This window comes from Pseudomonas sp. S5F11, assembly GCF_019641515.1.
Classification (GTDB): domain Bacteria; phylum Pseudomonadota; class Gammaproteobacteria; order Pseudomonadales; family Pseudomonadaceae; genus Aquipseudomonas; species Aquipseudomonas rhodesiae.
On record NZ_JAIFJZ010000001.1, the window covers coordinates 1,426,610 to 1,453,173 of the forward strand.

Annotated in this window: 22 protein-coding genes; 8 read left to right on the forward strand and 14 right to left on the reverse strand. The window is 60.9% G+C overall.

Features of this window, described 5'->3' with window-relative positions:
* Positions 1–9: 9 nt before the first annotated feature.
* Positions 10–1,329 (reverse strand): Na+/H+ antiporter family protein, encoded by a 1,320-nt coding sequence (locus tag K1567_RS06130; protein ID WP_167389905.1) that lies wholly within the window; start codon positions 1,327–1,329, stop codon positions 10–12.
* Between the two features lie 251 nt (positions 1,330–1,580).
* Between K1567_RS06130 and K1567_RS06135 the strand changes: the two genes are divergently transcribed.
* Positions 1,581–3,728, forward strand: a complete 2,148-nt coding sequence (locus tag K1567_RS06135; protein WP_034112877.1) for a methyl-accepting chemotaxis protein — start codon at positions 1,581–1,583, stop codon at positions 3,726–3,728.
* 51 nt (positions 3,729–3,779) lie between these two features.
* Here K1567_RS06135 and K1567_RS06140 read toward each other — a convergent pair whose 3' ends face one another.
* From K1567_RS06140 to K1567_RS06155, 4 genes are read right to left on the reverse strand one after another with little or no spacing between them, the layout of a single operon-like run.
* Positions 3,780–5,099, reverse strand: coding sequence for a sensor histidine kinase (locus tag K1567_RS06140; protein WP_034096848.1), 1,320 nt, complete (start codon positions 5,097–5,099; stop codon positions 3,780–3,782).
* Entirely contained in the window at positions 5,096–5,764 is a 669-nt protein-coding gene (locus K1567_RS06145; RefSeq protein WP_034096847.1) for a response regulator transcription factor, read from the reverse strand. Before K1567_RS06145 ends, K1567_RS06140 begins: the two co-directional genes overlap by 4 nt.
* Positions 5,764–6,075, reverse strand: a complete 312-nt coding sequence (locus tag K1567_RS06150; protein WP_034096846.1) for a PepSY domain-containing protein — start codon at positions 6,073–6,075, stop codon at positions 5,764–5,766. Before K1567_RS06150 ends, K1567_RS06145 begins: the two co-directional genes overlap by 1 nt.
* A complete protein-coding gene (locus K1567_RS06155) occupies positions 6,075–6,377 on the reverse strand; it encodes a PepSY domain-containing protein (protein ID WP_034096845.1) in 303 nt (100 codons plus the stop codon). The genes K1567_RS06150 and K1567_RS06155 overlap by 1 nt, the downstream gene beginning before the upstream one ends.
* 193 nt (positions 6,378–6,570) lie before the next feature.
* Between K1567_RS06155 and K1567_RS06160 the strand changes: the two genes are divergently transcribed.
* The 6 genes from K1567_RS06160 to codA all read left to right on the forward strand — a co-directional run bounded on the left by K1567_RS06160 (position 6,571) and on the right by codA (position 12,728).
* Complete coding sequence (locus tag K1567_RS06160) at positions 6,571–7,650, forward strand: patatin-like phospholipase family protein (protein WP_169869103.1); 1,080 nt, start codon at positions 6,571–6,573, stop codon at positions 7,648–7,650.
* Positions 7,651–7,725: 75 nt separating this feature from the next.
* Complete coding sequence (gene queD / locus K1567_RS06165; protein ID WP_003173033.1) at positions 7,726–8,082, forward strand: 6-carboxytetrahydropterin synthase QueD; 357 nt, start codon at positions 7,726–7,728, stop codon at positions 8,080–8,082.
* A gap of 97 nt (positions 8,083–8,179) precedes the next feature.
* Positions 8,180–8,803, forward strand: coding sequence for an NUDIX hydrolase (locus K1567_RS06170; RefSeq protein WP_034112870.1), 624 nt, complete (start codon positions 8,180–8,182; stop codon positions 8,801–8,803).
* A gap of 191 nt (positions 8,804–8,994) precedes the next feature.
* On the forward strand, positions 8,995–10,263 hold the full coding sequence (gene codB, locus K1567_RS06175) for a cytosine permease (RefSeq protein WP_034096842.1): 1,269 nt from the start codon (positions 8,995–8,997) through the stop codon (positions 10,261–10,263).
* Positions 10,260–11,465, forward strand: a complete 1,206-nt coding sequence (locus K1567_RS06180; RefSeq protein WP_169868893.1) for a PucR family transcriptional regulator — start codon at positions 10,260–10,262, stop codon at positions 11,463–11,465. Before codB ends, K1567_RS06180 begins: the two co-directional genes overlap by 4 nt.
* A 27-nt stretch (positions 11,466–11,492) precedes the next feature.
* Positions 11,493–12,728 carry a cytosine deaminase gene (gene codA / locus K1567_RS06185; protein WP_169868892.1) on the forward strand — a complete coding sequence of 412 codons (1,236 nt, stop codon included), beginning with the start codon at positions 11,493–11,495 and terminating at the stop codon, positions 12,726–12,728.
* A 9-nt stretch (positions 12,729–12,737) separates the two neighbouring features.
* On the opposite strand, the gene K1567_RS06190 is transcribed toward codA, so the two are convergent.
* From K1567_RS06190 to K1567_RS06210, 5 genes are all read right to left on the reverse strand, one after another.
* Positions 12,738–14,897, reverse strand: coding sequence for a lipase family protein (locus K1567_RS06190; protein WP_169868933.1), 2,160 nt, complete (start codon positions 14,895–14,897; stop codon positions 12,738–12,740).
* Between the two features lie 14 nt (positions 14,898–14,911).
* On the reverse strand, positions 14,912–15,691 hold the full coding sequence (locus K1567_RS06195) for a hypothetical protein (protein ID WP_034112861.1): 780 nt from the start codon (positions 15,689–15,691) through the stop codon (positions 14,912–14,914).
* Positions 15,684–16,520: a DUF4123 domain-containing protein gene (locus tag K1567_RS06200; RefSeq protein ID WP_034096837.1), complete on the reverse strand. Its 837-nt coding sequence runs from the start codon at positions 16,518–16,520 to the stop codon at positions 15,684–15,686. The genes K1567_RS06195 and K1567_RS06200 overlap by 8 nt, the downstream gene beginning before the upstream one ends.
* Positions 16,520–18,568, reverse strand: a complete 2,049-nt coding sequence (locus K1567_RS06205) for a type VI secretion system tip protein VgrG (protein ID WP_220698259.1) — start codon at positions 18,566–18,568, stop codon at positions 16,520–16,522. Before K1567_RS06205 ends, K1567_RS06200 begins: the two co-directional genes overlap by 1 nt.
* A gap of 315 nt (positions 18,569–18,883) precedes the next feature.
* Positions 18,884–19,870: a DeoR family transcriptional regulator gene (locus K1567_RS06210; protein ID WP_047882783.1), complete on the reverse strand. Its 987-nt coding sequence runs from the start codon at positions 19,868–19,870 to the stop codon at positions 18,884–18,886.
* Between the two features lie 318 nt (positions 19,871–20,188).
* Here K1567_RS06210 and K1567_RS06215 point away from each other — a divergent pair, with 318 nt between their 5' ends.
* The gene (locus tag K1567_RS06215) at positions 20,189–21,340 is read left to right on the forward strand and encodes an MFS transporter (RefSeq protein ID WP_034112856.1); all 1,152 of its coding nucleotides are present in this window, start codon (positions 20,189–20,191) and stop codon (positions 21,338–21,340) included.
* Between the two features lie 51 nt (positions 21,341–21,391).
* On the opposite strand, the gene K1567_RS06220 is transcribed toward K1567_RS06215, so the two are convergent.
* From K1567_RS06220 to K1567_RS06235, 4 genes are all read right to left on the reverse strand, one after another.
* The gene (locus tag K1567_RS06220; protein ID WP_236238711.1) at positions 21,392–22,297 is read right to left on the reverse strand and encodes a hypothetical protein; all 906 of its coding nucleotides are present in this window, start codon (positions 22,295–22,297) and stop codon (positions 21,392–21,394) included.
* A 190-nt stretch (positions 22,298–22,487) separates the two neighbouring features.
* Positions 22,488–22,688 (reverse strand): type III secretion effector protein, encoded by a 201-nt coding sequence (locus tag K1567_RS06225; protein ID WP_232925227.1) that lies wholly within the window; start codon positions 22,686–22,688, stop codon positions 22,488–22,490.
* Between the two features lie 252 nt (positions 22,689–22,940).
* Complete coding sequence (locus K1567_RS06230; protein ID WP_034096833.1) at positions 22,941–23,939, reverse strand: type III secretion effector protein; 999 nt, start codon at positions 23,937–23,939, stop codon at positions 22,941–22,943.
* Between the two features lie 201 nt (positions 23,940–24,140).
* Positions 24,141–26,537, reverse strand: a complete 2,397-nt coding sequence (locus tag K1567_RS06235; RefSeq protein WP_220698260.1) for a TonB-dependent receptor — start codon at positions 26,535–26,537, stop codon at positions 24,141–24,143.
* Positions 26,538–26,564: the final 27 nt, after the last annotated feature.

The window sequence follows — 26,564 nt, forward strand, 5'->3', positions numbered from 1 at the left end:
GGCATGGGGTCAAAGGGACATCGCCGCCAGCCAGCCAAACGCCAGCAACGGGATGTTGTAGTGCAGGAATGTTGGCACCACGGTGTCCCAGATGTGGTGGTGCTGACCGTCGATATTCAGGCCGGAAGTCGGACCGAGGGTGGAGTCCGACGCAGGCGAGCCGGCATCGCCCAGGGCCCCCGCCGTGCCAACGATGCACACAATGGCCAGCGGACTGAAGCCCAACTGCACGCACAACGGCACGAAGATCGCGGCCAGGATCGGCACCGTGGAAAACGACGAACCAATCCCCATGGTCACCAGTAGGCCCACCAGCAACATCAGCAGCGCGCCGACCCCTCGGCTATGGCCGATGAACGCGGCCGAAGTTTCCACCAGCGAACGCACGTCCCCAGTGGCCTTGAGCACTTCGGCGAACCCCGAGGCTGCGATCATGATGAAGCCGATCATTGCCATCATCTTCATGCCTTCGGTGAACAGGTCGTCGGTCTCGCGCCAGCGCACGATGCCCGAGGCCGAGAAGATCAGGAACCCGGCCAGCGCACCGATGATCATCGAATCCAGCCACAGTTGAATGATGAACGCCGAGGCAATCGCCACGCCGGCCACCAGCAGGGTCAGCGGGTTGTACTGCACCGCCACCTGCTCGACCCGCTCGATTTTCGCCAGGTCGTACACGCGCTTTTTGCGGTAGCTGATAAACACCGCCACCAGCAGGCCGACCACCATGCCCAGCGCCGGCAGGCCCATGGCGTGGGTCACGTTGACCTGGCTGACGTCCACGCCGCTCTTGGCCACGTTGGCCAACAGGATCTGGTTAAGGAAGATATTGCCGAAGCCCACCGGCAGGAACATGTACGGCGTGATCAGGCCGAAGGTCATCACACAGGCGATCAAGCGCCGATCCAATTGCAGCTTGGTCAGCACATACAGCAGCGGCGGCACCAGCAGCGGGATAAACGCAATGTGAATCGGCAGGATGTTTTGCGATGCAATCGCCACCACCCACAGCAGACCGATCAGCAGCCATTTGACGTGACTGCCGCCGCTGGCGTCCTGGCGGTCCACCAACAGCAGGGCCTTGTCGGCCAGGGCATGGGCCAGGCCGGACTTGGCGATGGCCACCGCGAATGCACCGAGCAAGGCGTAGGACAACGCCACCGTCGCGCCCCCACCGAGGCCGCCGTTGAAGGCGCTGAGGGTGGCTTCGATCCCCAGGCCGCCGGTGAGACCGCCCACCAGGGCGCCGACAATAATGGCGATGACCACATGCACGCGGGACAGGCTAAGCACCAGCATGGTGCCGACCGCGGCGATGACTGCGTTAATCATGGTTACCTCAAGCAGAAACAGAAAAACAGGCATGCCCGCGCCCCAGCGGCCCATCGGAGGGCGGCCAGTGTGCAGGCTTCAAGGAGGTCTTATTAGAGGGCGGGCACTTTGCAGCAGGCGCGGCCCCATGTCAAAAGCCGCTGCCGAGGGACGCGCCGCTCCGGCAGGTTTAAATTGATCGTTTGAATAAAGAAAATCTTCCTGCGGCCGATAAACGGGCTCTTTGTGTTTTCAGGTAAGGATGTCCGATGTCGCTCAGACAACTCTCCATTCAATGGAAAATCACCCTGCTCGCCGGCCTCTGCCTGCTGGGAATCGTGAGCCTGCTGGTGGGTTTGTCGCTGTACCGCATGGAGCAGAGTTCCGAGCAGGTCAAAGCCTCCAGCATGCAGATGCTCAATGAAGCCGCCCAGGCGCGTATCGAGGCCCAGGGCGAGGTGCAGGCGCTGGGTATCCGTCGGCAATTCATGGACGCTTATCAATATGGCCATGGCTTTGCCCGCCAGGTGCTGTTCTTGCGCGAGCAGGCGGAGAAACGCTTTCTGGACGCCTTCGACACCCGCGAAGACCTGACCCGCCAAGTCAGAGCCGCGTTGCAGGCCAACCCGGACCTGTTGGGTCTGTCCTTGGTGTTCGAAGCCAATGCGCTGGACGGCAAGGATGAGCTGTTCGCCGGCCAAACCGAGCTGGGCAGCAACGACAAGGGCCGCTTCGCACTGTATTGGTCGCAGCCGACACCCGGCCAGTTGACCTCCATGGCATTGCCGGAAAGCGACATGACCGACACCACCGTCGGCCCTAGTGGCGAAAAGGCCAACGCCTGGTTCACCTGCCCGCGCAGCACCCTCAAGCCTTGCGTGATCGAACCCTACTTTTATGTGATCAACGGCCAGAACGTACTGATGACCAGCATCGTGTTTCCGTTGATGGCCAACGGCAAAGTCATCGCGTCGCTGTCGGTGGACATCAACCTCAACAGTTTGCAGGCCGTGAGCCAACAAGCCAGCGCCAAGCTGTACGACGGCCAGACACAGGTCAGCATCCTCAGCCCCACCGGCCTGCTCGCCGGCTACAGCGCGGACGCGAGCAAACTCAGCCAGCGTTTGGACCAGGTCGACCGCCGCAGCGGCGCTCAACTGATCGGAGCCCTGGCCGGCAGCACGGGCATCAGCAGCCTGCACACCGAACATCAACTGAAAGTGCTGGCGCCGTTCGCACCGATTCCCGACGGCAAGCCATGGGGCGTATTGCTGGACGTGCCGGAAAAAGTCCTGGTAGGTCCCGCCGAAGCCCTCAAGGCACAAATGGATGCGGACAACACGCGCGGCACCCTGCTGGAACTGAGCCTGGGCCTGCTGGCAGCGGTGATCGGCCTGATTCTGGTATGGCTGATGGCGCGCAGCGTGACCCGGCCGATCTTGGGGGTGGCGCACATGCTCGAAGACATCGCCAGCGGCGAAGGCGACCTGACGCGGCGCCTGGCCTATGACAAACGCGATGAACTGGGGCAACTGGCCGGCTGGTTCAACCGTTTCCTCGACAAACTGCAGCCGATCATTGCCGAGGTCAAACGCTCGGTACAAGACGCCCGTGGCACCGCCGACCAGTCGGCCGCGATCGCCACCCAGACCAGCGCCGGCATGGAGCAGCAGTACCGCCAGGTCGACCAGGTGGCCACCGCTTCCCATGAAATGAGCGCCACCGCCCAGGACGTGGCCCGCAGCGCGGCACAGGCGGCTCAGGCAGCGCGCGAGGCCGACCAGGCGACGCGCGATGGCCTCAACGTGATAGACCGCACCACCGCCAATATCGGTCAACTGGCGGCGGACATGAGCACCGCCATGACCCAGGTCGAAGGCCTTTCGGCCAACAGCGAGAAGATCGGTTCGGTGCTGGAAGTGATCCGAGGCATCGCCGAGCAGACCAATCTGCTGGCGCTCAATGCCGCGATTGAAGCCGCCCGTGCCGGTGAGGCCGGACGTGGCTTCGCAGTAGTGGCCGACGAAGTGCGCAACCTGGCGCAACGCACCCAGGCATCGGTGGAGGAAACCCGCCTGGTGATCGAGCACTTGCAGAGCGGCACCACCGACGTGGTCGGTGCCATGGGCAGCAGTTATCGCCAGGCCCAGGGCAGTGTCGAACAGGTCGGCCAGGCCGTCACCGCACTGCGCCAGATCGGCGACGCGGTCACCGTGATCAGCGATATGAACCTGCAAATCGCCAGTGCCGCAGAGGAGCAAAGCGCCGTCGCCGAAGAGATCAACCACAACGTGGCGACCATCCGCGATGTGACCGAATCGCTGTCGGAGCAGGCCAATGAATCGGCGCGGGTGAGCCAGGCGCTGAACAGCCTGGCCAATCAACAACAGGGGTTGATGGATCAGTTCCGGGTCTGACGCTTGAAGGCCATCCAGGGTGGGCGGGAGCTTGCTCCCGTTTGCCGCCTGTCAGGCATGGCGCTTGGGTAATTCGACCAGCACTTTTAAACCGCCCAAGGGGCTGTCCTGCAACCGCAACACCCCGCCCCACACCTCGGCGATATCGCGCACGATCCCCAGGCCCAAGCCGTGACCGTCGATCTGCTCATCCAGACGCGCGCCACGGCTGAGCACCTGATCGCGCTGGGCTTCGGGGATGCCGGGGCCGTCGTCTTCCACCGCAAGCCAATAGCTGTGGGGGGTTTCATCAATGCTCAGGCGCACCTCGGCATCCGCCCATTTGCAGGCGTTGTCCAGCAGATTGCCCAGCAACTCCAGCAGGTCTTCGCGATCCCAAGGCAAGTGCAGGCCGGGGGCGGCATGGTAGCTGAGGTCCAGGTGTTCGCCATGGATCATGTTCAAGGTGGCGAGCAGGCCAGGCAGTTCCTGTTCACAGTCGAACAAGGCGCCGGGCAGGGTTTCGCCAGCCAGACGGGCGCGGTTCAGTTCACGATTGAGGCGTTGCTGCACCTGCTCCAATTGCTCGCGCAACAAGGCGCTCAGCTTGGGATGGTCTTTGAGCGCCTCGCTGGATGCCGCGCTCAGCAATACCGCCAATGGGGTTTTCAGCGCATGGCCAAGGTTGCCCAGGGCATTGCGGGAACGCTTGAGGCTGTCTTCGGTGTGGGCCAGCAGGTGGTTGATCTGCGCCACCAGCGGTTCCAGCTCCAACGGCACCTGAGTGTCGAGCTGCGAGCGTTGGCCTTGCTGCAATTGGGCGATCTGGTTGCGCGCGGTTTCCAGCGGGCGCAAGGCGCGGCGCACAGTCACCCGTTGTAGCACCAGCACCAGCAGCAACGCCGCCAAGCCCAGCACCAGACCGATCTGACGCATCAGGCGAAAGCTTTCGCGCACTGGCGTGTAATCCTGGGCCACGCTGATGGAAATCGACTGACCAAAGCGCTTGTAGTCCGAACGTAGCACCAGCAGTTGCTGGCCTTCAGGCCCCAGCTGCAGGTTGCCCTTCAGACCCGCCTCGGGCAGGCGCGGCAGTTCCTGATCCCATAGTGAGCGAGAGCGCCAGTGGGTATCGGCAAAATCGATACGAAAGTAATGGCCCGAAAACGGCCGCTGGTAAGCCGGTGACAGACGATGCTCGTCCAGCTGTACGCCGTTGGGCCCGCGCACCAGCGCTACCAGCAGGTTTTCCGTGTCGTTGCGCAGCCCTGCCTCCAGATATCGCTGCAGACCGGCTTCGAACAACCACAGACTGGTCTGCGCCAGCACCACGCCGACGATCACCATCACACTGATCAGCCCCAGGCTCAGGCGCCGTTGAATCGACCTCATGCGGGGTTGGCGCCAAACCGGTAACCCTGGCCGCGCCGGGTTTCGATCACGCTGCGGCCCAACTTGCGGCGCAGGTGGTTGACGTGCACCTCCAGCACATTGGAATCGCGCTCGGTTTCGCCGTCATACAGATGCTCGGCCAGATGGCTTTTGGACAGGATTTGCTCAGGGTGCAGCATGAAATAGCGCAGCAGACGAAACTCGGCGGCGGTCAGTTGGACCTCTTCGCCATCGCGCAGCACGCACTGGCGCCCCTCGTCGAGGTGCAGGCCGGCGGCTTGCAGGGTGGGTTGGTTGGCTTGACCGTGGGAGCGACGCAGCAACGCCTGGATGCGCAGGTGCAGTTCTTCGGGATGAAAGGGTTTACTCAGGTAGTCATCGGCACCGGCCTTGAGCCCTTCGATACGCTCGGCCCAGGAATCGCGGGCGGTAAGGACCAGCACCGGGGTGGCCAGCGCCGCCGCGCGCCATTGCGCCAGCACCTCAAGCCCCGGCAGACCGGGCAGGCCGAGGTCGAGGATGATCAGGTCGTAGGGCTCGGTGCGGCCCTGGTATGCGGCGTCGCGCCCATCGGCCAGCCAGTCGACGGCATAGCCTTGGCGCTGCAAGCCGGCCAGCAGTTCATCGGCCAGGGGTACGTTGTCTTCCACCAGAAGCAGGCGCATCAGTCTTCCTCGTCTTTGATCAGCACGCCGCTGGTGGCGTCCAGCTTGATTTCGCGCACCACGCCGTCGGTGGTCACCAGTTCCACTTCATAGGCATATTGCCCGTGTTTTTTTTCAAGCTCGGCTTCCAGCAGGCGCGAGCCGGGATGGCGCGCCATGGCCTGTTGCAACAGCTGTTCCAGCGGCAGGATCACGCCCTGCTGCCGCAGCGCCAGGGCTTCATCTTGATTGAGGTCGCGCGCCGCCAGGCTTGAGCAGAACACCATGAGCACCAGCGGCCATCGGCTGCTGGCGCGTAAATTTACCTTCATTACGTATCCTGATGATTCTTGAGAACCTGCCCGGTGAGCGCGTCCAATTCAACATCCCATTCAATGCCGTCGAGGTCTTGCAGTTCGACTTCATAGATGTACTTGCCATAGGCCTCGTCCAGGTCGGTGTCGAGTAATGTCGAACCAGGGTGCAGGGCCAGGGCGGTGGCTTCCAATTGATCGAAGGCGACAATTGTAACAGTGGCAGGCACGGTCAGTGGTTTGTCGGGGTCCACGGCTCCGGCCTGGGTCGCCGTGGAAGCGATGATACCGGCGGCGACCAGAGCTGTGAGGCGCTTCATGATAAGTCTCCGTTACACAATGTTTTCCTACGCCGGACACGGTAACGACTGCAACTTAACTGAAACTGAATTGCCACCATGGCAATTCCAAGCCGACGCGACAAACGACGGTGTTTATTCCGGATTCACGCGGTATGGTTAACGTTTTTCGCGAGCACGCGTGCTCCTACACCCCGCTTCAACAGAGATCGGTATGACAGCCATCCACATCAAATTCCCCGCGCTGACCCTCAAGGCCGGCACGCGCGCGTTGGCACGTATTCGTGAGCAGGGCCTAAAGCCGGCGGATGTCGGCATTCTTCCCGGCGCGGCCGGCGGGCCCAAGGCCCTGGGCATCCAGGGTCTGGACCTGGCGCTGTTCGGCGACTGGCTGCCGCGTGCGCCACGGCAGCGCGCGCTGATCGGCGCGTCCATCGGCTCCTGGCGCTTTGCCAGCGCATGCCTGCCCGACCCGGTGCAGGGCCTGCTGGACCTCGGTCGCCTGTACAACGCGCAACATTTCGCCAAAGGCGTGACCATGGCCCAAGTCAGCCAAAGCTGCGTGCGCATGCTCGACGACCTGCTGGCCGGCCGGGATGCGCGGGTGCTGGACAACCCCGACTACCGACTCAACATCATGGTGGTCAAAAGCCACGGCCTGCTCGCCGATGACCATCGCGGACGCCTGGGCCTGGGCCTGTCGTCGGTGATTGCCGACAACCTGCGCGGTCGCGCACGTCTGTCGCGGCACTTCGAACGCCTGATCGTCCACGACCCGCGCCAGCCGCCGCCGGTGCATCCGCTCAAGGACTTCCCATCGCGCTTCCTCGAACTGGAAGTGGGCAACCTGCGCCAGGCGCTGCTGGCGTCGGGCTCGATCCCCATGGTGATGCAAGGCGTACGCGACCTGCCCGGCGCGGGCCAAGGCACCTACCGCGACGGCGGCCTGCTGGACTACCACCTCGACCTGCCCTACCACGGCGACGACATCGTGCTGTACCCGCACTTCACCGACCGGGTCATCCCCGGCTGGTTCGACAAGGGCCTGCCGTGGCGGCGCAGCAACCCTCAGGGCTTGCAGGACGTGTTACTGCTCGCGCCCTCAAGGGACTACCTGGCGCGCCTGCCCCACGGCAAACTGCCGGACCGCAGCGACTTCAAACGCTTTATGGGCGACGACCCGAGCCGCCACAAGTACTGGCAAACCGCGATGAGCGAGAGCCGGCGGCTGGGGGACGAGTTTCTGCAGTTGGCCGACAACGGCGGCCTGGGCGAACGCTTGCAGGTGCTGTGACCCAGCGGTATGCGCGGCGAGGGAGCAAGCTGTTAAACTCGCCGCCTGCCAGATACTGACCGAGCTTAAAACACTGTGGAAATCTTCAAAGAATTTACCTTCGAGTCCGCCCACCGCCTGCCGCACGTGCCGGACGGCCATAAATGCGGGCGCCTGCATGGGCATTCGTTCAAGGTGGCGATCCACCTGAGTGGCGACCTGGATCCCCATACCGGTTGGATTCGCGACTTTTCGGAGATCAAGGCGATTTTCAAGCCGCTCTACGAACGTCTGGACCACAACTACCTCAACGACATTCCCGGCCTGGAAAACCCCACCAGCGAAGTGCTGGCCAAGTGGATCTGGAATGAACTCAAACCGTTGCTGCCTGAGCTGAGCGCGATCCGTATCCACGAAACCTGCACCAGCGGCTGCATCTACCGCGGCGAATAAACCGGCGCGGTAAAAAAACCACCCTTGCGGTGGTTTTTTTGTGCCTGGCGTTGCACCCTTTCAGCCAGCCCTTTTGCCTGCAATCAAGGAGAATGCAATGGAGAACACGTGGCTGGCCCAGGCCAAGCGCCTGCAAGCGTTGGCGTCCACGGGGTTGCATTTTTGCACCGATGATTTCGAGCGCGAACGCCTGGAAGAAATCGCCCGGATCGCCCACAGCATGCTTGCGCAGCTGGGCGATGTGCCCCTTGAGCGCATCACCGGTCTGGTGCCGGATTTCGCCCAGCGCTATTCGACGCCGATGATTGACGTGCGCGGTGCCGTCATCGAGGGGGACCGGATTTTACTGGTGCGCGAAGCCACCGACGGTTGCTGGGCGCTACCGGGGGGTTATGCCGATATTGGCCTGTCGGCGTCGGAAAACATCATCAAGGAGATTTATGAAGAGGCCGGGCTGACAGTAATGGCGCGGGCGCTGTACAGCGTGACGCACAAAGCCAAAGGCTTGTATCGGCCGGATGTGCGGGACTTCTACAAGTTGTATTTCCTGTGTGAGCCCATCGATCAGTCAGCGCCGGTAGCTGGTGTCGAAACCACTGAGGTGGGCTTTTTCAGCCTGGACGACCTGCCGCCATTGTCCCGTGGGCGCACCATCGAAAGCGATCTGCAGGCGGCGTTTGCGTTTCATCGCGGCGAGACCACACAGACCTTGTTCGACTGATCCATTTTGTATCACCCCTGCACCGCTTTCGTGCCCTACTGGGCATGGCGAACAGTGCTTTGAGCTTAGCCCTCCTGTTTGGCGCGCAAAATTGTGCATGCTGCACAACCGGCGCCGTGCGTCCACCACTGCTGTCGGCTTGGCACGCGTGGTGCAATGGGCCTGCGTCACTCATTCAGGGAGCAAGGCACATGACGCAGCAAGAATCCGGCAATGACTACCCCTTGAGCGAAGTCCCGATGCATGCACGTAAAGGCCTGGCGTCCACCGCCATGGTGCTGCTGGGCTTCACTTTTTTTACCGCAACCATGTTTGCCGGCGGCAAATTGGGGGTGGCGTTCAGTTTCACCGAGATGCTCGGTGTAGTGGCCCTCGGTAACCTGCTATTGGGTATTTACGCCGCAGGCCTGGGCTATATCGCCTTCAAGAGCGGTTTGAACTCGGTGTTGATGGGGCGTTTCTGCTTTGGCGAGGTGGGTAGCAAGCTCAGCGACCTGATCCTCGGTTTTACCCAGATCGGCTGGTACGCCTGGGGCACCGCCACCGCCGCCGTGGTGCTCGGCAAGTATTTCGAACTGAGCCAGGGCAGCGTGCTGGTGTTGATGGTGCTGTTCGGCCTGGTGTTCTGCGCCACCGCCTACGTGGGCTATCGCGGGCTGGAGATCCTGTCGTACATCGCAGTGCCGGCCATGGGCATCCTGCTGGTGTTGTCGATGTGGGTGGCTACGGTGAAAGTCGGCGGACTGCAAGGGTTGCTGGCGGTGGTGCCAACCGGTCAACTCGATCTGTCCACGGCCATTACTCTGGTGTTCGGCACCTTTGTCAGCGGCGCGACCCAGGCTACCAATTGGACGCGGTTTTCCCGCTCGGCCAAGGTGGCGGTGCTGGCCAGCCTGATTGGTTTCTTTGTCGGCAATGGGTTGATGGTGCTGATCGGTGCTTATGGCGCCATCGTCTATCAACAGCCGGATGTGGTGGAAGTGTTGCTGTTGCAAGGTTTTGCCATGGCTGCGATGGCGATGCTGCTGCTCAATATCTGGAGCACCCAGGACAACACCATCTATAACTTCGCGGTGGCCGGCTGCAATTTGCTGCGCACCAAACGCCGCAAGACCGTGACCCTCGCCGGCGCGGTGATCGGCACCCTGCTGGCGCTGCTGGGCATGTACGACATGCTGGTGCCGTACCTGATCCTGCTAGGCACGGTGATCCCGCCGATCGGAGGGGTGATCATGGCGGACTTCTTCTACCGCTACCGTGGTCAATACCCACGCCTGGCGCAAACACGCTTGCCCGCGTTCAACTGGCCGGGGCTCCTCGCCTACGCGGTGGGCACTGTGCTGGCCTTCAACTCGCCGTGGGTAGCGCCGCTGGTAGGGATTGTCGCGGCATCGCTGACCTACATCATATTGAGCGCCCTCCTGCGGGTACGTGCGCCATTGGCTGACGTCCAGGCATGAGCTTGACCGTCGCCGATGTGCTGGCGCTGCCGGGTTTGGAATCCCTGATCTTGCGTGCCGGCCAGACGGGCCTGGATAACCCCGTGCGCTGGCCCTATGTGGCGGAAAACAGCGGGATCGCCGAATGGGTGCTGGGCGGTGAGCTGGTGTTTGTCACCGGTATCAACCATCCCCGCGATGAGGCCAACCTGCTGCAACTGCTAGAGGAGGCCTGTCAGCGCCAGGTTGCCGGGCTGGTGGTGCTCACCGGGCCGACCTATATCCAGGCCATCCCCCCGCGCGTGCTGGACGCCGCCGCGGCTGCCGGTATGCCGCTGATCGAGCAGCCCTATTCGCTGAAGATGGTGCTGGTGACCCAAGCCATCGGCTCGGCGCTGATCCAATCCGAGCAATTGGGACGCTCGCGGCACGATGTGCTGGAGCGCTTGCTGGCCGGTGATTATCAGTCCCTGGACATCCTGCTGCACCGCGCCGCGCAATTGGGCATGCCGCTGACGGGGCACTGGCAGGTCGTGCAGTTGCAGTTGGAGGGCAGTGAAGCGCTGTTTGCCCAGGGCGATGCGGCGCAGGTGGAGGCGCACCTAACGGGGCAACACGACGCGATCGGTCGGCGTTTGCGCCAGTGGTCGCCGACCGTACCGATCCTGGGTCGCGCCGGGCAATGGACCCTGCTGCTGCCGGCACCGGACGCTGTGGCCGCCTTGGCCAACCGCCATCAACTGGCGCAGTGGTTGAGCCCATTGAACCTGCGCCTGGCCCCGCTCAAGTTGTTTATCGGCCTGAGCGCCGCCGCGCACCCGGCGGCCCGCCTGGCCCAGGCCCAGGATGAAGCGCGTCAGGCCCTGGCCGCCGCGCGACGCTTCCGCGAGCGCGCCGGGCTGTGCGTGTACGACGAACTGGGAGTGCTCAAGTTGCTCAGCGGGGTGCGTGATCGCGCGCTGCTCGACCAATTCCTCAAGGAGCGCCTGGGCCCTTTGATGCGTCACGACTTGCAGCACGGCCCCAGCTTGATGCCGACCTTGGAAGCTTGGTTTCACGAGAATGGTAATCTGATGGCCGCCGCCCAGCGCCTGGCCGTACATCGCAACACCCTGACACACCGAATCCAGCGCATCGAAGCCCTGTGCGGGTTGACGCTGGACAACGCCTATGACCGCCTGGACATCGGTATCGCCCTGATGATCTGGCGGCTATCTGCCTGATTGTTTTAAGCCAAGAGGAACTTGCCCATGCACATCATCAACGCTCGCCTGCGCCACCGTGAAGGCCTGCATGATCTGCACCTGGAAAACGGCCGGATCGCCAGCATCACCGCACAAACCAACGTGCCATCCCTGGGGGCCGATGATCTGGACGCTGCCGGCAACCTGGTGATCCCGCCCTTTGTCGAGCCGCACATCCACCTCGATGCCACCCTCACCGCCGGCGAGCCACGCTGGAACATGAGCGGCACCCTGTTCGAAGGCATCGAATGCTGGGGCGAACGCAAAGCCACGATCACCCAGGAAGACACCCGCACCCGCGCCAAACAAACCATCCAAGCCCTGGCCGCCCACGGCATCCAGCATGTACGCACCCACGTCGACGTCACCGACCCGCAGCTCACGGCGCTCAAGGCCATGTTGCAGGTGCGCGAGGAAAGCGCACACCTGATCGATCTGCAGATCGTGGCGTTTCCCCAAGAGGGCATCGAGTCCTACGCCAACGGCCGCGAATTGATGGAGGAAGCCATCCGTCTGGGTGCCGATGTGGTCGGCGGCATTCCGCACTTCGAATACACCCGCGACCAGGGCGTGAGTTCGGTGAAGTTCCTGATGGACCTGGCCGAACGCACCGGCTGCCTGGTGGACGTGCACTGCGACGAAACCGATGACCCGCACTCACGTTTTCTTGAAGTGCTTGCCGAAGAAGCCCGCAGCCGCGACATGGGCGCCCGCGTCACCGCCAGCCACACCACCGCCATGGGCTCCTACGACAACGCCTACTGCGCCAAACTCTTTCGCCTGCTGGGGCATTCCGGCATCAGCTTCGTTTCCTGCCCCACCGAGAGCATCCATCTACAAGGGCGCTTCGATAGCTTTCCGAAGCGCCGGGGTGTGACCCGAGTGAACGAGTTACTGGAGGCCGGCATGAACGTGTGCTTTGGCCAGGACTCCATCGTCGATCCCTGGTACCCCCTGGGCAACGGCAACATCCTACGCGTGCTGGAAGCCGGTCTGCATATCTGCCACATGCTCGGCTATCGCAACCTGCAAAGTGCTCTGGACCTGGTCACCGACAACAGCGCCAAGGCGATGGCCCTGGGCGAGCGCTACGGCCTGGAAACCGGGCGCCCCGCCAACTTGTTGATCCTCTCGGCAGACAGCGACTACGAGGTAATCCGCAGCCAGGGCCTGCCGCTCTACTCGATCCGCAACGGCAAAGTATTGATGAAGCGCCAGCCGGCCCAGGTCGCGTTCATGTAAGCCGGCGCTTCAGACAATCGAGTCGATATCCAGTGGCTGTGCCCTGCCCCGCTCGCTGGGCGCCGCTGCGGGGATGCTGGCCACTGGCGGTGACTCGCGGTTTTCACGATGGCTGAACCAACGGTTTAGGCAGCCTTGCAGGTGCACGGACTGCGCATGGCTGCCGTACACATCGCGTGCCTCCAGGCGACGCCAGCGCAGGCTCTCCAGGCGTCGACGGCTAGTGTGCAAGCGGTCGATCTCGGCATTGAGGGCCTGATGATAGTGTTCGGGGACATGGCTGCGCCCATTTGGCACAGGCCTGCGGTCCAGCTCACTCCGCTTGTCGCGCAATTGCTGACGCATGGTTTCCAGCGCCCGATCCACCAGCTCGTACTCGCGCTGGGTCACCAGCGAACCCTGACTGTCCAAGGCCTGCTGCCAACGCCGTAATGTGGCCCAGGCGGCCGGGATATAGCTGGCGGTCATGAAGTGCTGACTCGCCTGGAACAGTTGCCTCAAGAAATTCTCACGCAGGGGCGTGTCGCCATGCAGTTTCAATGCACGGTTGACCCCGGCCTCCTGAATGGACTCACAACCGGGCTTCCATAACACCGAGGACGGGGTGCCGTCGGGCAGTGTGATCGGCATGAAATGCTGTTGTTCGCCATGGTGTTGATAAGGATTGCCACCGACGCGCACCAGACCGGCCGCGAACAACAGCCCGCCCGGCGTGGGCGCGCTGAACAAGGTGACCGCACCGGGAACCCACAGTTTGGCGGTAGTGTTCATCCACGGCGCCGGAACGCTGGGGACCGGATCGTTATGGTTGACGATACGGTGATGGACCAGAGCGGATGCACCGGCGACGAATTCGGAATCGGCGGCGCGGGGAGCGCCGTAGGTGTAGAGGAGGATGTTGTAGTCGCGATCAGGAATACGGCGTAAACCCTCTGCCAGCAGCAATGCAATGGCGCCGCCCAGACTGTGACCGCAAATGACCACTCGCTGCCCTATATGAAACTGACTGAGATAGCTCAGCACAAAATCGCGCATCGCCCGGTAAGCCTGATAAAAACCTTCATGTGCCTTGCCGATACCATCCGCGAAAGGCACTTGGTGGGCGTTTGCGTCCCGCACTGCATCGGCGCTACTGAACGTCCCTCGCACGGAAATCAAGATCACCTCGTCGTGATGAGTAATGAACGCTTGAGTATCGGTACCGAATTTTTCGTCATCAAAAAAGTGCAAACTCGCGGGGTGCTCCTGTTCTTTACCGAGTTCGGGACGATTTTGTGGATACAACTGCGGATCGAAAGGAAGGATTTCAAACCGTCGCGAATAAGGCACCTCTTCATAAAGCGGGTAAAAACGCTGTACCTGTTCTGGATCAATTTTCCAGGCTTCCACGCAGCAGGAAAGCTGTTCGGCAAATAGATTGCCCACACTTGGACTCTGTGGAAAATGGACTTGATCCGTGGGTTTTACAGGAGGCTCCTGACCAAAATCGCAATAACTCAAAGCTGCGATCAACGACAGCTGATACAGATTCAATGCACTAAAGCTGTCTTCACTTGAGAGAGCTGGGCGTAAAGCGCGCAGCGGTCGCACTTCCAGCACCGTGTGATTGTTGGGAAGCAGCACGACTCCCGCCAATGTCGGCTCAGGTACGCCGAATCCCAGCTCAGCCAGCATTTTCAGAGCATGGCGTTGCGGTTGATTAGTACGAGGGGCTATCGGGGGTAAATGAGCAACGTGGCGGACTAAATCGCGTACCTCAACTTGATAAAACTTAGTCGCCGGCTGTCGAGCAGGGTTATTTTCAGTACAGCTACCATCAGGCGTGGCGAATCGAGTATGTTCCGCCCGAAACTGAAGTTCGGTAATAGGCAACGGATAACTGCTTCGCGCTGTTAACCGCCGATACAGCTGATCAACGCCGGTATAGAGAGTGTCGAAAATAAGTACCACGGGGCCGCAATAAATATCTTCCAGTTTGGCGAATCCGTCGACATCGAGCCTGCCTTCGTATCTTTGCCCTGCGCTGTCGTGCAATGTGTAGGGCAATCCGCCATAGCCGCTTCCTACTCCGAGCTCATCGACCAAACGAAAGCTCACCCAGTCACCTCGCAACGGGCAGGCAGGTCTGCTGTTATTAAAAAATGGTTGCTTCCGTGCATCCAGACTCATGACCAGCTCCTTGGTTAATTGCAAGATGGATACACATCACATGTGCGGCCATCCGGCATCTTGATAGGTTTGAAGTGAGTGGAATCACCATTGCAGAAAGCATAACGATCTTCGAAGTTAACCCCCCTGCACCGCTTCCAACCGCCAGGTACAGCGACCCAGTTGTCGCCAATCGCTGGCAACTCTTTATCAGTAAGCGTCATTCCCAGCCTCAGTGTTCTTCCCGCTAAATGATCTCGTTGAACCATGCCTCCAGGTCGCGTCTGCAGCAGTTGATGATTGGCATCCAACTCGTTGCATTTAAGAATTTTTATAATTGCGTGCTGCGAACCTGCCGTCCGAAATAGCCACTGGCATTCCCCTCGCAGTTCCTGAATACCCGAGTCAGGCATACCAGGGGCGTTTCCCTCTAACCAATCTCGTACACCAATGACGCCACTGTCCATCCCGATATCCGTACTCCTCGCTCCCCACTTCGCAGTAAAACCCAACTCCACACTGCGCAACACCAACGGACACCCCTCTACCCTTTCACCCAACGGCAGCTCATAGCTCACTCGACTGGCCACAGATTTGTAGTCGGTAAAAAAAACCTTCCGCTCGGGCCGTTTACCTCGACGCCTGGGTAGAGTGCAGGTTTCGCCCGTCGCGGGCCCGTAGTTGGCTGCGGTTTTAAGTTCAAAGTCCGCCGGCAAATCCACTTCCAGCGTAAAGCTGTCCAGCGGTTTCATCGTGCAGCCCACTAGCCCGCTCATACTCAGCGCCAACAGTGCGCACCATCTTCGTTTACTCATCGGCTTTTTCCATTGAGCGCCATTGCTTCACCACCCGTTGAAAGTGGTCTTCAGGTAATTCTCCGGCCATGGGCGGCCAGTGCACCTTGCTGGCGCGAGTGGCTTCTTCCAAGCGCCGTACCACGAGGAATTCCAGCTGTTCCGGCCGGTTCCATTGCCAGGCACGCGCCTGTTCCAACACCTGGGCAAGCCAGACTTTCGGGTCTTGAAATTCGAACAGTGCCGCCAGGTCCTCGCTGTGTTCGGCGAGCAGGTAACGCAGGATGTTAGCGTGCAGAATGGCGTCGGCTTGCGGGTTGGGCGTACTGAGCCACGGCGCAGGCTCGGGTACTGGGTACTCGCCGGGCGCCGCGTTGTCGGCGCTATGCCAGCGCTGCTCATGCCAATAGCACACGCTGATCAGTGGACCGAGGTATGGCGGCCACTGCTCCGGCGCCAAATGGTCGAGGGCCCGCGCAAGGGTGCGGTTGTCATAAAAGCGGTACAGCGCCTGATCCCCCTGCGGCCCTACCAGTAGCCTGTCTCGCCAGTGCTGTGCGAGGTTCGACAGCTCCGCGCTTGCCACACTGCCGAGCCAACCCCAGTTCATCTGCGGGGTTCGTAGAAGGCTGAGCAGCGCGGGCTCGCCGACATGATCGAGCAGCAGGACTACAGGCCCTTCTGCGGCCAAATCCGCCAATGAGGTCTGGGCGTAGAAGCGGCAATACTGCGACACGCTGCGCACCGCCAACAACGACTGGCACGCCTCATTTGTGCCATCCAGCACCAGGCACAATCGCAGCCCCGCCTGCTGTTGGCGAACCATCCAATGGTGAGCCAGGTTATCCATCACGCCGCCCTCCCGTTGATATCGCACACGCCCTCGCCACAGCCTTTGCACACCGGGCAAAAATCCGCGCCCAACTGCTTGGCCAGGCTCATGATCATCCCCTGGGTAGGGGACATCTTCGGACCGTCAACCCGAGCGAGCGGTGCTGCGACATCCTCACCCGGCGCCAACGGCGCGGCCGATCGCGTGATGGCAGGGATGCCACCCACCACAACGGGTCGACTGCTGAAAATGCCGCCGGCCTGAATCACCAGATGTTCACCCCCCGCCTTGAAGCTCAACTGAGCCCCCGCATCGATGATCAGGCTGGCCCCTGCCTTGAGATGAATTTCTTGACCGGCTTCAATGACCAGGTTTTGGTCAAGATGGACTTGGCGGCTGCCGTGCACACGCAGGTGGTCATTGGCCTGCAACACAACCTTTCGGTCGCCGGCGATGTGCTGATGCGCTTCGTGTTCCAGGCGAGTCGAACTCAAGCCCCGAATGGTTTCGTGCCGCTCGCCCGCCACCTCCAGGCGGCTGTCATGACCAACCCGTTGCTCCAGATCCCGTTGAGCACGCAGATAAATGAGCTCATCGCCACGCCGGTCCTCCACGAATACTTCATTGAAGCCGCCGCCGCCCGGGGAACTACGGCTACGCAGGACGCTGCGGGTTTTGTGCTGCGGCAAGGGGTAGGTAGGCATGTGCAGCGCATTGGGCACACAGCCGGTGATCAAGGGCTGGTCCGGGTCGCCCTCCAGAAAGGTCACCACCACCTCCATGCCCACCCGCGGGATCATCGTGGCGCCGAATCCATCCCCAGCCCAACCCGATGCCACCCGCACCCAACCACTGCTTTTGTCATCGCGCTTATCCAGACGGTCCCAGTGAAAACGCACTTTGACCCGGCCATAGTCGTCGCAATGCACGTCCTCCCCCGCCGGCCCGGTCACGGTAGCGGTCTGGCTGCCGTTGATGGTGGGCTTGGGATGCTTGAGCGGAGGTCGATACGTCGAACGCCAGGGGATCGCGGTGAAACGATTGCGGTAACCCTGAAACCCCTCGGACTCAACGACGGCTTCTTCCAGCACTTGAGGTTGATAGCCTTCATGACGGACCGAGGTGATCAGCCACAGATCGTTGCAGGACGGGTCCGGATGATCCTGCAACTCTAGAAAGTGCCCACTGCGCAGGACCGGCTGATCACTCCTGCCCAAGACACGATGCCGGTCGCTGTGATGGCGCTCCAGACCGCGACGCGCCAGTTGCGCACCGCGGACATGGCCGGTAAATCCTCCTGGATAACGGTAGTCCTCAAGCCGGTGCGCGGGCTCGATACTTGCGCTGTCCTGCAAGCGCAGAGAAGGATGTTCAAAGTCATAGTCGCGCCGCACTGTTTGCCGACTGCGGGTGGACAGGCGCACATCGAACCGCTGGATAACCCGCGTCGGCGCCTCGGGCCCTCCGCTGGCCGAATAATGTTGCGTGGGTAGACGTCGAAATACCGTCTGGTCATCACCGAATACCAGCACATGGGCATGCTCGCTGTGGCGGAAGTGGTAATGAATCCCCTCCTCCTCGCACAGCCGCTGGATGAAATGCAGGTCGGTCTCCGCGTACTGCACACAGAACGTACGCGGCGGATAGATCACCGGGCCCAATTCGAACCGGTAGGCATCGGCCAGGATGCCGTGATGCTCAAGCACCGCGGCGATGATCTGGGGCACGCTGCGTTGCTGGAAAATCCGTTGATCGCAGCGATGGGCCAGACAGGCCAGACGCGGCGCCAAGGTGAGGTGATAGCGGGTCAATCGGCGGCCAGGGTCATCGCGACCGACGGCGTATACCTGACCGTGCAGGCCTTGATCAGCGTCGCCGAAATCCAGGTAGGCGGGCTGGTGCAGCAATGCCTCAAGCTCCAGCGACGGGTTTTCGCTGGTCACTTGCACTTGAATGAAAAACGGTTGATCCAGTACCTCCTGACCGTTGAACGCCAGCACCTGAAAGTCGGTATTTACGCCTGGGAGAATCAATTTAAAACTTGAAGAAACAAATGCGTTAACCATCCGTTGTTACCCGCTTTGGTTATGACCCAGCTGAATTGATCAGTGGACTGAAACCCCGCCACTGAACGTCGAGAACCTGGCGAAAGAGCTTGAGCCAGAGCCCTGAAGCTTAGCGATTTCAGGCAAAAATCGACCGTTGGGAAATAAAAAAGAAGTTTCGTACGGCGGTAATGGAAGTGTCTTTTACAAAATAATAAATCGCGACAAAGTACCACTTCCGAAGTGCACGAAAGGGCCTACGCCAACTTAAGAAAACAAGTTAATTAATCAAGAAAAAACTGACGCCCACTTATAGACGTCAGCGCAATGAAACCCTCAGACCTGGCGCCGTGCAGCCCCGAACAGACTGACGCTCAGCAACCCATGGTCTTGAGTTTGCAAGCGCACTGGCGCAGTACCACCCGGCATGACCACTGCGACGTCGCCAGCCTCTACCCAGCCCGCTCGCCATGCCGCACAGGCCACCGCACTGGCGCTGGTTCCAGAGGACGCCGTGGGGCCTTCACCTCGCTCAAAGACTCGCGCCGCCATACGATTGCCGGGGAGCCTGGCGGCCCACTGCAAATTAACTCCAGCCATGCACGGCTGCCCGCCACCGATCGGCGGGGCGAAGGCAATGGCCTGTAGGGGACCGAACAAGGAAGGTTGCTGCATTGTCCCGTTGTCCGGCAGGTCGGCAATGCGATCGACCAAGGTCACGCAATGGGGGTTGCCCACGCGCACGAACTGACTGTGGGTCCAATTCGGATTGATGGCCGCAAGCGCGTCCACCTGGCTCAGTTCAGCGTCACCGAGCAGCACCGGCTCTACCCCTTGCGCGCCAACCGCCGATGGCCCGAACTCGGGCACGCCCAGGGTCAACCAGAACCCTGCGGTGTGGTCATGCACGGCGGGGGCGATGTGCGTGGCCACAGGCGAGTACCCGTCAGGCTGGTCATGGTGCACGCGCAACTCACATGTGTCGGTCATCAAGCCCTGATCCGTGAGTGCCTGGGCAAAAATCGTCAAACCATTGCCACTGCGCTCAGCCAGGGAACCGTCGGTGTTAACGATCAACAGGTCAAATGGCGGCTCGTTCTGAAACGGGCCGACCAGCAAGCCATCGCACCGATGGTCTTTGGCATCCGTTGGACGCGGCAGTGAACCCCAACCGCATTCGGACGCGATGGCCAAGGCGGCCCAGGTTTTGCGCGTACGCGCGGCCTGGACGGGGTCGTCGGGTAGCTGAACGCCCTGACGCCGGAGCGCTGCCGGGCTGACCACGCCATACACATTGCCTCGGGCATCGTAGAACTGAGTCATGCTGTTGTCCGGTTTCCGACTTAGGGGAACAGCAGCGTATTACAGAACGGCGCATTTGTGCGAAGCGGCCTGGAGGGTGGTAAGCCACCGCGCAAAGCCCGGGGTTCATCACCTTGTGCGGGGATTACACACCTTCCAGAACGCCTCCTACAGAAGCGACAACACCTGTGTGGCGTTCATCACCGATTGCGTTCCAGGTTTGTAAAAAGAAAATTCACGCTCAATGCTGATCGGGGAACCCAGCTCGCTCGCGAGGGCCTGATATGCAAGGATGTCGCGCCGGACATCGTTCGTTGAACGCAAAACCAAGGACTTTTCATGACAGCCATCCCCACCTCAGCGCCCGTGGTTCCCGGGCGACTGGAGCAAATGTCGACCCGCATCGCCTTTTTTATCGCCGGTTTCGGCATTGCCGCCTGGGCGCCGCTGGTGCCGTACGCCAAGGCCCGCGCGGAACTGAGTGAGGGCACCCTGGGCCTGCTGCTGTTGTGCCTGGGGGTGGGTTCGATCATCGCGATGCCGGCGGCGGGTGCGCTGGCATCGCGGTTTGGCTGTCGACGTGTACTCACGGCCGGCACGATCATGATCTGCCTGGCCTTGCCGCTGCTGGCCACGGTCAGCTCGATCCCGTTATTGATCGTCGGGTTGTTTCTGTTTGGCGCCGGGCTGGGCACCGTGGATTCTACAGTGAACCTGCAGGCGGTGATCGTCGAACGGGCCAGCGGCAAAACCATGATGTCCGGGTTTCACGGTTTGTTCAGCCTGGGCGGGATTGTCGGCGCGGCAGGCGTTGCTGGTTTGCTGGGAATGGGGCTGACACCGCTGCAGGCGACGCTGGTGGTGATCGTGATCACGCTCGCGGCGCTGCTCAAGGCTGGGCCGCATTTATTGCCTTATGGCAGCGAAAGTTCAGGACCGGCGTTTGCGGTGCCCCATGGCGTAGTGCTGTTTATCGGCTGTCTGTGCTTTATCGTGTTTCTGGCCGAAGGCGCGGTGTTGGATTGGAGCGCGGTGTTCCTGAGCGCCGAACGCGGCCTGGACGAGGCCTACGCCGGCCTGGGCTATGCAGCCTTCGCCCTGACCATGACGGCCGGGCGCCTGACCGGCGATGCCATCGTGCGGCGCTTGGGCGCGAAGAAGGTGATTATTGTGGGTGGTGTGCTGGCCGCCAGCGGTATCTTCCTCGCCACCTTGTCTTCTGCCTGGGAGGTCGCATTGCTCGGCTACGCATTGGTGGGGGCGGGATGCTCGAATATTGTGCCGGTGCTCTACACCGCCGTTGGGCAACAGAAGGTCATGCCCGAACACATTGCCGTGCCGGCCATAACCACGTTGGGGTATGCCGGCATTCTGACCGGGCCTGCTGCCATCGGCTTCATCGCCCATGGCAGCAGCCTGGCCACGGCCTTTCTGGTGATTGGAATATTGCTGGTGGCAGTGGCAATCAGCGGAAAAATACTGCGGGTGTGAACGACATGAGCTTGCGCGTTGGATCGAGAAGCTCATAGGTAGCCAGGGGCCTTATCGTCCCTTTTCTTCCTTGTCGTTTTTCAACCAACGGTCAATGCTGTAGTTCTTCAACGAGCCATTGTTGTGGCTACCGAACAGGTTGGTGCCATTGGCCTTGGTGCTGTCCAGCGATGCCAGCAAACCTGGCCGCTCCACCAGGTTTTTGGCCATGTAGACCTGCAGCTCGCTGTATTTTTTCTTGGGAAAGCCGGTGGCCGCGTCGCGTACTACCTGCCCGTGTTTGTCTGTTTCGTCGGGGTCCTTGCTCATCTCGATAAGCTTGTCTTTCTTGACGTAGCGGTGCTTTTCAAAAAAGAAATTGGAGTCTTGCGATGGGTCCCGCAAGTCATCGAACATCCCTCTGAACGCCTGAACCACCTGTGCGTCGGTCTTCGAATGAAACGGGTCGGCACTCTGGGTGTTGGGATGGGTGTTGCCTGTGGCATAACTGGCGACCTTTTCGAGACTGGCCGAGGTTATCTCGCCCCCCTTGGCAACAATCGCGTCGGCCAGCCGCGGGCGGCTGAGTATCTCCCGCGCAAGCATGATCGTGCGCTCAAGCGCCTTGCTTTCCTTGGGATCCTCTTTCGCAATCGCCTCCAAGGAGCCCAGAGTCAGGCGACCATTCTTCTTGAAATCACCGAGCATGGGAAAAACGTTGTTCAGTTGGGTCGCCAACACTTGGTCGTCCGAGCGGGCATACGGGTTGCCTACCTGCGAACCGCCTGAATATGAGTCTCGAGCGTCAAAATGCTCCTGTCCATTGCTCCGAAATCGACTATCAAGCAACTGACTCTCTTGAGGGGGAAGTGACGTGCCCTGCGCGCGCTCAGCGACTGCGCAATGCGCATGACCACTGCCTGTGCTCAGATTCGGCCCAGGCGCTACTTGCCTCAAATTATTCAGCCAGTCAGCCATTTTTTTTCTCCAGCATAGTTAGATTCCGCGGACCAAACCTTATCGGGTCGATCGCTGCGCACCTGACTCAACAGGCCAAGAGTGAGTGGTGCTCGGAAAACCCTGGTTCCAGCAGGACAGGCGAGTCGCGCTCGGTAAAATTTGAGCGTTTGTAACCACTGGGCCAGAAGTACATCGCCATCCGGCGGATTCAATCGAGCCTGCGGCGCCACCAAGCGGCCAGGCCCTCGAACAGCCCTGGGAGCTTGAGTGACTTGATGCCATCATTCGAAGCCTGCCCGGCCGCGAGCATGCCCCGGGAGAAATCATCGGCAACCGGCGCCTGAAACTTTCGCTGGCCGGCAAAGGCTTTCATGCGACGTGCTTGGGCGGCATACAGGGCAGGTGACATCTGCAAGTCCGGCGATGCCAAGGCACCTGCTGACCGAACAGGATCGCCATCGTGGAGGCTGCGAAACGGTTCGTGAAAACCGTGATGAGGTGATTGAAACGAGGTCGAAGTCATTGTGTTTGCCCTGGCTCGGAGCCCGAAAATCAGCCGGTTTGATCAACTCCGGCAGGTACTTCCTATGTGGCATATCAACGTAATCAGTTCCTTACAAAACGGTGGCAGGCACCGCAACCGGGTTGCGGTGCCGCTCAGTCAAGAGCGCAGCATAAAAAGCGCGAGCAGATTGATTCGCTCGTCAGACTCTCGGCTCGCTAGGTCATCCAGCCTTGTGACCAGATCGTTACGCTTGAGCAGTTCCTGCGCCAACTGCACCAGATGGTCTCTAGAAGAATCGCCAGTCAAAGGCTCTCGCGCCAGGTTTCTCAAATCCTGGATATTGATGTCCCTAGACCATGGCCCGTCTTTCAATTCGTTGAAGTGCTTGAGGAGCTCCCCGACCAACTCTTTATCGGATTTATATTTGAAGTAATTTTTGCCACCGATGACCAGGTCCACGTTTTGCCGATCGATTAGACCGTCCAGTGCGCCGGTGGAGCTGTGCCGGTCGAGGGCGCTCAGCAGTTCTGGACGGCGCAGCATTTCCTTGGCCAGGCGAATGTTATCGTTGACGCTGGAAAACGGGGACCAACCTTTTTTGGCCATCGTCTGAATGCTGTCGATGCTCACGAAACCGGGATTTTTAGGGTCCATGAAAGCTTTGAAATTACGGCGCAGCTGCGTTGCCAATTGTTCATTGCTCTTGAGCGAGTACTCCGAATCAGGCCGGCCCGGCCACGTGGGGTAGGGTTTACCGATGGTGGGGTCTGGGCGTGGCGGCGGGTTACCGCAACCAGGCTGCGGCCGTGGCGGAGGATTACCCGAGCACGGACGGTGTGGCGGCCGAGGCCAACCGAAGCAAGTGTGCATCCAGTGTCGGAACGGGTCCATAAAGCCTGGACGCATGGCCGTCACGCTGTGGTGCATGGCGGGAGACGCAGGATAATGGCGCTCCGTCGGCGTCTGCGGATCACCAAAAACGGGACCGGCCTTGTTTTCTCGCGAAGAGAAACTGACGTTGGCCATGTTGCGGTCCGAAAAGGACAGGGCCTCAGGCGCCGGGCGACGAGCCTTGACGTCGGTTTTGGGACTGTCCTGTAAACGGTCATGGGAAGGCGAAGCAGACAAGGATTTATCAAGTGTCGATACCGACATAATGTTCTCCAACACAAGGGGGCGTGATATTCAGCCTGCCACTGCGACGGCGCGTCGAAGCGCGGCAGCTAGCCCATCTGTGGCGGGGATGTCGGATTCGGTTCCTGATCGGACAACCAGATGCACGCTACACCTGTAGGAAACGGGCAAAAAAAATCGCAGCCCCTTGTTGAGCTGCGATATTTCCCAAGCGTTCGAGGATCAGAACCCGACGCTGGCCTGTACAAAGAACGTACGCGGTTCGCCCAGGTACAGTCCGGCGTTGTTGTCGCTGGAGCGCGTGTAGTGCTGCTGGTCAAACACGTTTTTCACCCCCGCGCCCAACTTCAGGTTCGACAAGGATGGGCCGAAGTCATAGCCGCTGCGCAGGTTGACCGAAACGTAGCCCGGAATATCGCCGAACTGGCCATCGGCCGTGCCTTGAGTCACGTAAGTGCTGGTGGTGCCGGGGGCACGCTGGCCAGACTGGGCATAGACGTCCAGGTTATGGGTCCAGCGATTGATGTCGTAGCGCAGCCCCAGGGTCGCCACTTCGCGGGAGTACAACGGCAGATCGCGCCCCTTGAAGGGCACATCGCCCTCGGAGGTGGCCTTCGTGTAGGTGAACCCGGCATTGGCGGTCAGGCCTTCCAGGCGCGGGTCCAGATTGGCCAGGTCGTAATGCGCTGACGCTTCGACACCGGCGTGCTTGGTGGCGCCGAGATTGGTCCAGCCCACATCGTTGCTGACGTATTGCAGCTCATCGGCGAAGTCGATGTAGAACAGCGTCACTTCGCCACCCCACACGCTGTCGTTGTAGCGCGTGCCGATTTCATAGGTCTTGGCTTTTTCCGGGTTCAGGCCGTTGGCCGTCTGATTGCCGGTGCCACCCTGCCCCAGTTGGAAGTACTGCAGGCTGCCGAACGACGTTTCGTAGTTGGCGAACAGTTTCCAGGCATCAGAGACGTGGTACATCACGCTTAGGGCCGGTAGGGGTTCATTGTTATGCACTTCGCGGCGTTTTTCCGGGGTGCGCGTGCCGTTCAGGGCGATCACCGGGCGGTCATGCCATTCGGTGCGAATATTTTCGAAGCGAATGCCCGGGGTAATCGTCCACTTGCCGATATCGACTTTGTTATCGATATAGAACGCATTGGCCTCGGTGCCACCAGTGCGGTCCTGGTAGACATGACCGTCGCTCTGCCCGCCAGGTGTCGGCACGTTGTTGACCAGGTTGAGGCTGGTGGCTTGCTCGTGCATGCCTTCTTTGAGGTAGCGATAACCCACGCTGACTTCCTGGGTGCTAGGCCCTAGGTCGAACACATGGGACACACGCGGCTCGATACCGAAGGTGTAGTAGGTACGCGGGTAGGAACTGATGGTTTTCAGGTCGCGGTTGGCGATGTTGCTGCCTCGGAAACTGTCGGCGTAATAGGTCAGCACTTCGGCCTGAGTGCGGTCGTCGATCTGACGGATGTACTTGAAGGACATATCCTTGCGGCGGCCACTGAAGTTGTCCCAATCGCGCACCGACTGGTACGGGTTGGCGTCGAACTGCTGTTGGGTCAGGCCGCCGGGCATGTCGGCGCTGGCATCGTAATAGTGGAAGTTCAACGAGAAGTCGTCTTGATCGGTCGGCGCCCAATGGGTTTTGAGGATCACGTCATCGATATCATTGCCATTGTTGCTGTTGCGATAACCGTTGCCGTTGACCCCGGAATACAACAGCGCAGCGCCGATACCGTTGTCGGCCGTGCCGCCGATAAAGGCGTTCTCGATATGCTTCCAGCCGCCATGGGCGGAGGTTTGCAGGGTGGTGCCGACTTCGCCGGAGAACGTGTCGGGGATCGCCCGGGTTACAAAGTTGATCACGCCACCGACGTTCTGCGGACCGTAGCGCACGGAACCGGCGCCACGCACCACATCGATGCTGTCCAGGTTGCCGGCGGAAATCGGCGCCATCGACAACTGCGGCTGGCCATAAGGCGCGAACGCGGCTGGCACACCGTCGATCAGGACGGTGGAGCGTGGCGACAAACGGGACGTCAGCCCACGCACGCCGACGTTGAGGGAAATATCGCTGCCACCGGTGCCGTTGGCCTCCTGCACCTGCACGCCGGGCACCCGTCGCAGCACATCGCCGACATTCATCGCGCCCTGCTCCACCATGGCTTCGCGGCGGACAACCGTGCGAGCGCCAGGATGGTTCTGCACCACTTCGGCATTGGCGTCGCCGAGCCAGTCGCCGACGACCCGGATATCGGTGGCGCCCAACTCAATCGGCGAGCCGGCTTCACCGCTGCCGCTGGTTTGCGGGCGCAGGGTCACCGAACCGGCGTCGATCTGGTAGTCCAGACCGCTGCCTTGCAGCAATTGGCGCAAGGCTTGCTCGGCACTGAGGTTGCCGTCCACCGCAGGCGCGCGTTTACCGGCAACCAGCTCGGGGCTGAAGAATACTTGCAGGGACGTCTGCTGGCCGAGTTGGCTCAGGGCCGCGCCCAAGGGTTGGGCCTGGATGTGAATTGCGTCGTCGGCATTGGCCGAGGCGCTGACGGCGAGCGCCAGGGCCAAGGGCACCCAGCGGCGGATTTTATTGTTGTGGAAGGCGATTTTTTTCACGTCGAACCTTGTCCTGTGATCGCAAAA

Bases quoted from the DNA above. Each gene is read 5' to 3' on its own strand.
- K1567_RS06135 (WP_034112877.1), top strand. From the start codon at position 1,581: ATGTCGCTCAGACAACTCTCCATTCAATGGAAAATCACCCTGCTCGCC.
- K1567_RS06140 (WP_034096848.1), bottom strand. From the start codon at position 5,099: ATGAGGTCGATTCAACGGCGCCTGAGCCTGGGGCTGATCAGTGTGATG.
- K1567_RS06145 (WP_034096847.1), bottom strand. From the start codon at position 5,764: ATGCGCCTGCTTCTGGTGGAAGACAACGTACCCCTGGCCGATGAACTG.
- K1567_RS06150 (WP_034096846.1), bottom strand. From the start codon at position 6,075: ATGAAGGTAAATTTACGCGCCAGCAGCCGATGGCCGCTGGTGCTCATG.
- K1567_RS06155 (WP_034096845.1), bottom strand. From the start codon at position 6,377: ATGAAGCGCCTCACAGCTCTGGTCGCCGCCGGTATCATCGCTTCCACG.
- K1567_RS06160 (WP_169869103.1), top strand. From the start codon at position 6,571: ATGACAGCCATCCACATCAAATTCCCCGCGCTGACCCTCAAGGCCGGC.
- K1567_RS06170 (WP_034112870.1), top strand. From the start codon at position 8,180: ATGGAGAACACGTGGCTGGCCCAGGCCAAGCGCCTGCAAGCGTTGGCG.
- codB (WP_034096842.1), top strand. From the start codon at position 8,995: ATGACGCAGCAAGAATCCGGCAATGACTACCCCTTGAGCGAAGTCCCG.
- K1567_RS06180 (WP_169868893.1), top strand. From the start codon at position 10,260: ATGAGCTTGACCGTCGCCGATGTGCTGGCGCTGCCGGGTTTGGAATCC.
- codA (WP_169868892.1), top strand. From the start codon at position 11,493: ATGCACATCATCAACGCTCGCCTGCGCCACCGTGAAGGCCTGCATGAT.
- K1567_RS06190 (WP_169868933.1), bottom strand. From the start codon at position 14,897: ATGAGTCTGGATGCACGGAAGCAACCATTTTTTAATAACAGCAGACCT.
- K1567_RS06195 (WP_034112861.1), bottom strand. From the start codon at position 15,691: ATGAGTAAACGAAGATGGTGCGCACTGTTGGCGCTGAGTATGAGCGGG.
- K1567_RS06200 (WP_034096837.1), bottom strand. From the start codon at position 16,520: ATGGATAACCTGGCTCACCATTGGATGGTTCGCCAACAGCAGGCGGGG.
- K1567_RS06205 (WP_220698259.1), bottom strand. From the start codon at position 18,568: ATGGTTAACGCATTTGTTTCTTCAAGTTTTAAATTGATTCTCCCAGGC.
- K1567_RS06210 (WP_047882783.1), bottom strand. From the start codon at position 19,870: ATGACTCAGTTCTACGATGCCCGAGGCAATGTGTATGGCGTGGTCAGC.
- K1567_RS06215 (WP_034112856.1), top strand. From the start codon at position 20,189: ATGACAGCCATCCCCACCTCAGCGCCCGTGGTTCCCGGGCGACTGGAG.
- K1567_RS06220 (WP_236238711.1), bottom strand. From the start codon at position 22,297: ATGGCTGACTGGCTGAATAATTTGAGGCAAGTAGCGCCTGGGCCGAAT.
- K1567_RS06225 (WP_232925227.1), bottom strand. From the start codon at position 22,688: ATGTCACCTGCCCTGTATGCCGCCCAAGCACGTCGCATGAAAGCCTTT.
- K1567_RS06230 (WP_034096833.1), bottom strand. From the start codon at position 23,939: ATGTCGGTATCGACACTTGATAAATCCTTGTCTGCTTCGCCTTCCCAT.